Annotated in this window: 6 protein-coding genes; 5 read left to right on the forward strand and 1 reads right to left on the reverse strand. The window is 68.3% G+C overall.

Annotation, left to right across the window (positions count from 1 at the left end; translation table 11 throughout):
• The first annotated feature begins 41 nt into the window (after positions 1-41).
• The 4 genes from ACIBJG_RS34280 to ACIBJG_RS34295 all read left to right on the forward strand — a co-directional run bounded on the left by ACIBJG_RS34280 (position 42) and on the right by ACIBJG_RS34295 (position 3,661).
• Entirely contained in the window at positions 42-665 is a 624-nt protein-coding gene (locus tag ACIBJG_RS34280; RefSeq protein WP_399313610.1) for an NADPH-dependent F420 reductase, read from the forward strand.
• Between the two features lie 52 nt (positions 666-717).
• Positions 718-1,659, forward strand: a complete 942-nt coding sequence (locus ACIBJG_RS34285) for an SDR family oxidoreductase (protein ID WP_399313612.1) — start codon at positions 718-720, stop codon at positions 1,657-1,659.
• On the forward strand, positions 1,656-2,432 hold the full coding sequence (locus ACIBJG_RS34290; RefSeq protein ID WP_399313631.1) for an NADPH-dependent F420 reductase: 777 nt from the start codon (positions 1,656-1,658) through the stop codon (positions 2,430-2,432). The genes ACIBJG_RS34285 and ACIBJG_RS34290 overlap by 4 nt, the downstream gene beginning before the upstream one ends.
• 95 nt (positions 2,433-2,527) lie before the next feature.
• On the forward strand, positions 2,528-3,661 hold the full coding sequence (locus tag ACIBJG_RS34295; protein WP_399313615.1) for an epoxide hydrolase family protein: 1,134 nt from the start codon (positions 2,528-2,530) through the stop codon (positions 3,659-3,661).
• A gap of 527 nt (positions 3,662-4,188) precedes the next feature.
• Here ACIBJG_RS34295 and ACIBJG_RS34300 read toward each other — a convergent pair.
• Positions 4,189-4,548: a hypothetical protein gene (locus tag ACIBJG_RS34300; protein WP_399313617.1), complete on the reverse strand. Its 360-nt coding sequence runs from the start codon at positions 4,546-4,548 to the stop codon at positions 4,189-4,191.
• 398 nt (positions 4,549-4,946) lie between these two features.
• Here ACIBJG_RS34300 and ACIBJG_RS34305 point away from each other — a divergent pair, with 398 nt between their 5' ends.
• Entirely contained in the window at positions 4,947-6,398 is a 1,452-nt protein-coding gene (locus tag ACIBJG_RS34305) for an ISL3 family transposase (RefSeq protein WP_399313633.1), read from the forward strand.
• Positions 6,399-6,490 lie beyond the last annotated feature (92 nt).

Here is a 6,490-nt window from a genome sequence, read left to right on the forward strand (position 1 = left end):
GGCAAGCCGTTCGATGCGGACCAGAGGAAGAGAGTCTCACCATGAGCAGCATCAGTTTCATCGGTCTGGGGGGCATGACCCACGCCATCGCCTCACGTGCGGTAGCGGGCGGTAGTTCCGTCGAGCTGATCGGCCGCGATGCCACCAAGGCCAAGGGCCTGGCCGCCGAGCTCGGCGCCGGGGTCACGGTGGGGACCTTCGGCGCCGTCCCTGTGGGCGACATCGTTGTCCTCGCCGTGCCCTACACCAGCGCCGTGCCGGTCGTCGCCCAGTACGGGGATGCCTTGGCCGGCAAGGTCATCATCGACATCTCCAACACGTTCGACGCCGACGCCACCGGAGTGGTCACTCCCGAGGGCACGTCCGGTGCGCAGGAGATCGCCAAGGCGGCCCCGGCGAGCGCGCACGTCGTAAAGGCGTTCAACACAGTGTTCGGCCATGTCCTGGTCCAGGAGCGTCCGTTGGACGTGCTCTTCGCCGGAGACGACACACGGGCCAAGGCCGACGTGTCGGCGTTCATCGCGAGCCTCGGACTGCGTCCCCTCGACGTCGGCGGCCTGGAGATGGCCCGCTGGCTGGAAGGAATCGGGCCGCTGCTGATGGGCCTGGCCCGGAACGGCGCGGGGACCTTCGACGTCGCCCTCGGCGTCGACCTCCGCGGCTGAACACACCCGCACCGCCACTTCGCGCACCACATCACTGACAAGGAGCAGTACCTTGCGTGTCTTCGTCTCTGGCGGGACCGGCCATTCCGGTTCGTACATCATCCCCGAGCTCATCGCCGCAGGACACGAGGTCACCGGCCTCGTCCGGTCGGACACGGCCGCCGCGACACTGTCCGCGCTCGGCGCGAAGATACGCCGCGGCGACCTCCAGGACCTCGACGGGCTCAAGGAGGCGGCCGCGGACTCCGACGGCGTCATCCACGTCGCGCATCGGCAGGACCTGCTGCCGTCCGGCGGAATGGTCGCCGTGGCCGCCGCGGAGCTCCCGGTCATGTTCGCGTACGGCGAGGCCCTCGCGGGGACCGGTAAGCCGCTGGTCGCGGCGGGAAGCATCGGTTCGCCCGGGAACGGGAAGTACCTGGGCCGGCCGGGTACCGAGGAAGACCCGGCCCTGTCCGTCGGCGACGAGCACAAAGGCACCCTGCGGGCCCGTAACGTCGTGGAGTCCGCCGTCGTCGGACTCGCCGAGCAGAAGGTACGGTCCTCGGTCGTGCGGATCGCCAACATCATGCACAGCACGAGCGATCGTGGCTTTCTCCCCATGCTGATCGCGCTCGCGAAGGAGAAGGGCTTCGCCGGCTACCCCGGAGACGGCGCGAACCGGTGGAACGCCGTGCACGCCCGCGATGCCGCCTCCCTGTTCCGTCTGGCGCTGGAGAAGGGCTCGGCCGGCAGCTACTGGCACGCGGTCGAGGACGGGGGCGTCCCGTTCCGCGAGATCGCCGAGGCCATCGGCAGCCGCCTCGGCCTGCCCGCCGTGAGCGTTCCCCTGGACGAGCTGATCCTGCCGGGACATTTCGGGTTCCTTACGAACGTCGTCACGCAGAGCTACCCGACGTCCAACCTCATCACCCGCCGGACCCTCGGCTGGGAGCCCGCTGAGCCCCGCCTCCTCGCCGATCTGGACAACGGCCACTACTTCCCCGCCGGCTGACAGCAGAGGGGCCGGGTCGCGACGAGTCCGGCGCATGGCAAGAACGAGGCTCTTACGACAAGGCTCGTACAAGGACAAGGCTCTTCTGGAAGGACGCCGAGAACATGATTACTGTGGGATTCATCGGAAGCGGATCCATCGGGAGCACCATCGCGCGGCTCGCCGTCGAGGCCGGACATCAGGTCGTGCTCAGCAACTCGCGCGGTCCCGGGACGCTCGCGGACACGGTCGCGAGACTGGGTCCGGGGGTCTTTGCGGCGACGAGCGAGGAAGCCGCGGCGGCCGGTGACATCGTCGTGGTCACGGTGCCGGTCACGGCCTTCCCCGACCTTCCCGCCGCGCCACTGGTGGGAAAGACGGTCATCGACACGTGCAACTACGGCCCCGAGCGTGACGGGCACATCCCCGAACTCGACAGTGGGTCTCTCACCTCGAGCGAACTGCTGCTGCGCCACGTCCCGGACGCCGGACTCGTGAAGGCGTTCAACACCATCTACTTCAAGCACCTGCTGTCACTCGCCCGCCCGGCGGGGGCGGCCGACCGGTCGTACCTGCCGATCGCCGCGGACTCGGCGCCGGCGAAGGCGGCGGTCACCGACTTCATCGACTCCATCGGGTACGGCGTGGTGGACGCGGGACCGCTGGCCGACAGCTGGCGGCAGGCGACGGGCACACCGGTGTGGGGCAGCCCTTATGGGCCGTACTCGAACGAGAAGGGCCGGCCCGCCGGCGACGACGTCATCCGCGCGGCACTGGCCACCGCCACGCGGTGACCGCAAGTCGGCGCGGGCCGGCGACGGCGTCGACCAGGTCCAGGCGCTGTCGCACGACCAGCACATGAGCACGTGAGCACGACCAGGAGAGGCACATGACCGACCACCCGCCGCTGATCGCTGTGACCGATGCGGAACTCGAAGACCTGCGCGCGCGGCTGCGCGCCACCCGGTGGCCCACCCGGTGGCCCGTCGATGGCTGGGAAGCGGGCGCCGACACCACTGAGGTGCGCCGCCTGGCGAAGTACTGGGCCACAAGCTATGACTGGCGCACCCACGAGGCGGGGATCAACGCCCTGCCGCACCACACGGCCGTCATCGGCGGCACGCCCGTCCATTACCTCCGGTTCGACGGCGAGCGACCGGGCGCCCTGCCGATCGTGCTGACCCACGGCTGGCCCAGCACCTTTCTGGAGCTCACCGACCTCGCCCGGCGTCTCGCGGAGCCGTCGAAGCACGGCGGCGACGCGTCCGACACGTTCACGGTCGTCGTCCCCTCTCTGCCCGGCTACGCGTTCTCGCCCCAACGCCCGGACCTCCCGCCGACGCTCCAGACCCACCAGATCTGGCACCGGCTCATGCGGGACGAGCTCGGCTTCGACCGGTACGCCGCCCACGGCGGGGACCTGGGCGCGGGGATCACCTCGCGTCTGGGTGAGGCCTACCCGGAGTCGCTGGCCGGCATCCACCTGCTTGCCGTCGCCGCACCCCCGGAGTACGACGCCGCCGGCCTCACCCCGGACGAACAGGCCTACCTCGACCAGGTCGCCAACTGGAGCGCGAAGGAGGGCGGTTACCAGCACCAGCAGAACACCCGGCCCCTCACCCTGGCCCACGCGCTGTCCGACTCTCCGACCGGTCTACTGGCCTGGATCGTGGAGAAGTACCGCGCCTGGAGCGACTCGGGCGGCGACCTGTCGTCCCGGTTCACCGACGACTTCGTCCTCACCCAGGCGTCCCTGTACTGGTTCACCGGCACGATCTCGACGTCGTTCCGGCCCTACTACGAGTACGCCCGCGGCCTGACCCGGCGCGTCGAGAAGGTCGAAGTACCCACCGCCGTCGCCGTCTTCCCCGCCGACCTCACCCGGCCCCCGCGCTCCTGGGCCGAACGCACCTACAACATCACCCGGTACACGTCGATGCCGCGCGGCGGACACTTCGCCGCCCACGAAGAGCCCGGACTGCTCGCCGACGACATCACCGAGTTCTTCCGCCAACTGCGCTGAGACCGACCCCGACAGCAGTCCAGGAGCGGGCCCAGCCACCCCTCAGGCCACCAGACCGCTGCGACAAGAGAGGTACCCCGAGCTGCAGGACAAGGAGGCCAAGGTCCGCCGCTCGTACGCCGTCCAGCAGAAGCGCGCAGCCGCCGAACAGTCCCGGACACTGGGCCGGAGCGAGGACATCGAGTTCCTCGCGGAGCGCGGGGCAAGAACGAAGCGGGGGCAGTGATCAGCCCCCGCACTTGCATACCGCAGGGAAGTGGATTTCCCTTGGGCCTTCTGTCTTCAAGGGTGCCTATGCCAATAACATAATCGAAGCAGTGGGAGAAAGAATTGGCCGGGTTAGGGCTTGCAGGGAATTGACCTGCTGTCGAACACCCGGCCTGAGCTGTGGTGTCAAGACTGGCGACACGCAACTTATTCTTCTGCAAGCCCATACTCGACGGCCCTCCGAACTCCGGCGCGGAGGGCCGTCGCCGGTACGCACTTCCTGCGCTCGTGAGTACCGGTCAGTCCTGGGTACTTTGCCTCTACCAGGCATTCCAGAGCACACCATGACGGTGGCGGACCGGCGGTATATCTGCGTCGTCAAGGTCGTGGCCAGCTCGGTGCAGCCCGCGGATCCGCTGGGCCTCGAGTCGCTCCTGGAGCCGGGCGCGGCCCTCCGCTGAAGCGATCTCGCCGGAGAACGAGCCCTTCCTGCAGTACAGCACCATCCACTGCCAGAAGGTGATCCGGCGCAGCGTCTTCGCCGGGGCAGGGCGACGGCCTTCACGGGCTGCTTGGGCCAGTTCAGCGTTCGCGTAGCGCAGGTCATACAGGAACGTGGACTCCGACGCGCCCTCTCGGCGGCGGAGCTGACTGGGAGTCGTGCGGACAGTTCGGGACATCAGGAGCCTCCGTAAGGCCCTCTGGGCTTTCCAGAGGTACCTACGGCGGGTGCGTAGTGGTCAGCACAACGCTGCTCCCTTCGTCGGGCGGGACGATCTACCAGCAGCACAGTAGCCGCGCGGAGATGTGGAAGCCGAGGTTTTCCGCTCGCCCCTACTGCCGGGTCAAGATCCTTCACGGAACTGCGGTCAGACCCACTGCTGGATGGCGTCATCTCTCGTGAACATTCACGGGCACTCAAGATCGTCAACTGCTGCCCAAAGTGCTGACCAATCGCTGCTACTTCATGGGTTTTGGTCCAACTTCTGTGGTCTGCCTACTCACTGTGATCGTTGGCCTTGCTGATAGGTCTCGCGAGATCGTCTAGAAACTGCTGGTGGCGATCGCGGTCGGCCTGATGGTTCTGACTGTGCGCGAGGTACTGCTCAGGCTGGAAGAGCTGCTCTTCCTGGCGGATCCGGGGATCAGGGTGGAGTCGGTGGAGGACGATGGCGAGGTAATCCGAGTCGGTGCCAGAGGCCGGACGGCCGGGGCTCGGTGCCCAGGCTGCGGAAGCTGGTCGAGGCGGGTGCACGGCTCTTACCTGCGGTTTCCCGCTGACCTCCCGGTAGCAGGACGGCGGGTGGTTCTGCGGCTTCGTGTCCGGCGCTTCACGTGCGAAGACATCTTCTGCGGACGGCGGACATTCGTCGAGCAGATTGCCGGCCTGACCCGGCGGTACAGCCAGCGGACCGAACGAATGCGCTCGGTGCTGGCCGAGGTCGGCCTCGCCCTGGCCGGTCGTGCCGGTGCCCGGCTGGCCGATGTCGTCGGGGCGAGGGTCAGCCGGAACACGGTGCTGCGGCTGGTCGGCGCTCTCCCGGAGCCCCAGCCACAAGTTCCGCGTGTGGTCGGCGTCGATGAGTACGCGATGCGAAAGGGCCGTGTCTACGGGACCGTGCTGGTCGACGTCGAGACCCGCAGGCCGGTGGACCTACTGCCGGATCGCGAGGCGGGCACTGTCGCGGACTGGCTGGCCGAGCGCCCGGGGATCGAGGTCGTCTGCCGCGACCGCGCCCCGTACTTCGCCGAGGGTGCCAGGATCGGGGCACCCACCGCGGTCCAGGTCGCCGACCGGTTTCACCTCTGGCGCAACCTCGGCGAAGCGGCCGAGCGGTGCGTCTCCCGCCACCGCCCGTGCCTCTGTGCGACCTCCGTCGAGTCGGCGCCGGTGAAGGCCCCGGAACCGGCCGAGAGTGGGTCGCCATGGCCCACCGGGCACCGTTTCGCCGACCGCACCCGCGCCAAGCACGCCACCATCCACGCGCTGCTGGCCGCCGGCCACAGCCGACGCGCGATCCAGCGACAGCTCGGCATGACCTACCGCACCGTCCAACGGCTGGCTGACGCCGCCAGGCCGGAAGACCTGTTCCAGGGACAGTGGCAGAACCGCAGGAGCAAGCTCGACGACTTCAAGCCCAACCTGCACGGGCGATGGGCCGAGGGCTGCACAAACGCCTGGACCCTCTGGGAAGAGATCAAGACGCACGGCTACATCGGCGGCTACGGATCCGTCCGCGCCCACCTCCAGCCGTTCCGGACATCCCCGACCGCGTCTGCGGCCCGTCCGCCGTCCCCACGCACGGTCACCGGCTGGATCCTGACTCACCCCGACACCCTGCCGGAGAGTGAACGTCTGAAGCTCAAATCCGTCCTCGCCGGCTGCCCCGAACTCGATGCCCTCACCGGGCATGTCCGCGCTTTCGGGAAGATGCTCACCCAGCTCCAGGGCGACCAGCTCCCGCAATGGATCAAGGAGGTCCGTGCCGACGACCTGCCCAGCCTCCACACCTTCGTCAACGGCCTCTGAACCGTTCCGGGTTCGGTAGAGACCTCAGATTGTGGTTGTGACCTGGTGTTTCGTGGTCACGAGGTAGTAGTTGGTCTCGTATTCGACGGGCG

The organism is Streptomyces sp. NPDC050422 (genome assembly GCF_044458665.1).
In the GTDB taxonomy this organism is placed as follows: domain Bacteria; phylum Actinomycetota; class Actinomycetes; order Streptomycetales; family Streptomycetaceae; genus Streptomyces.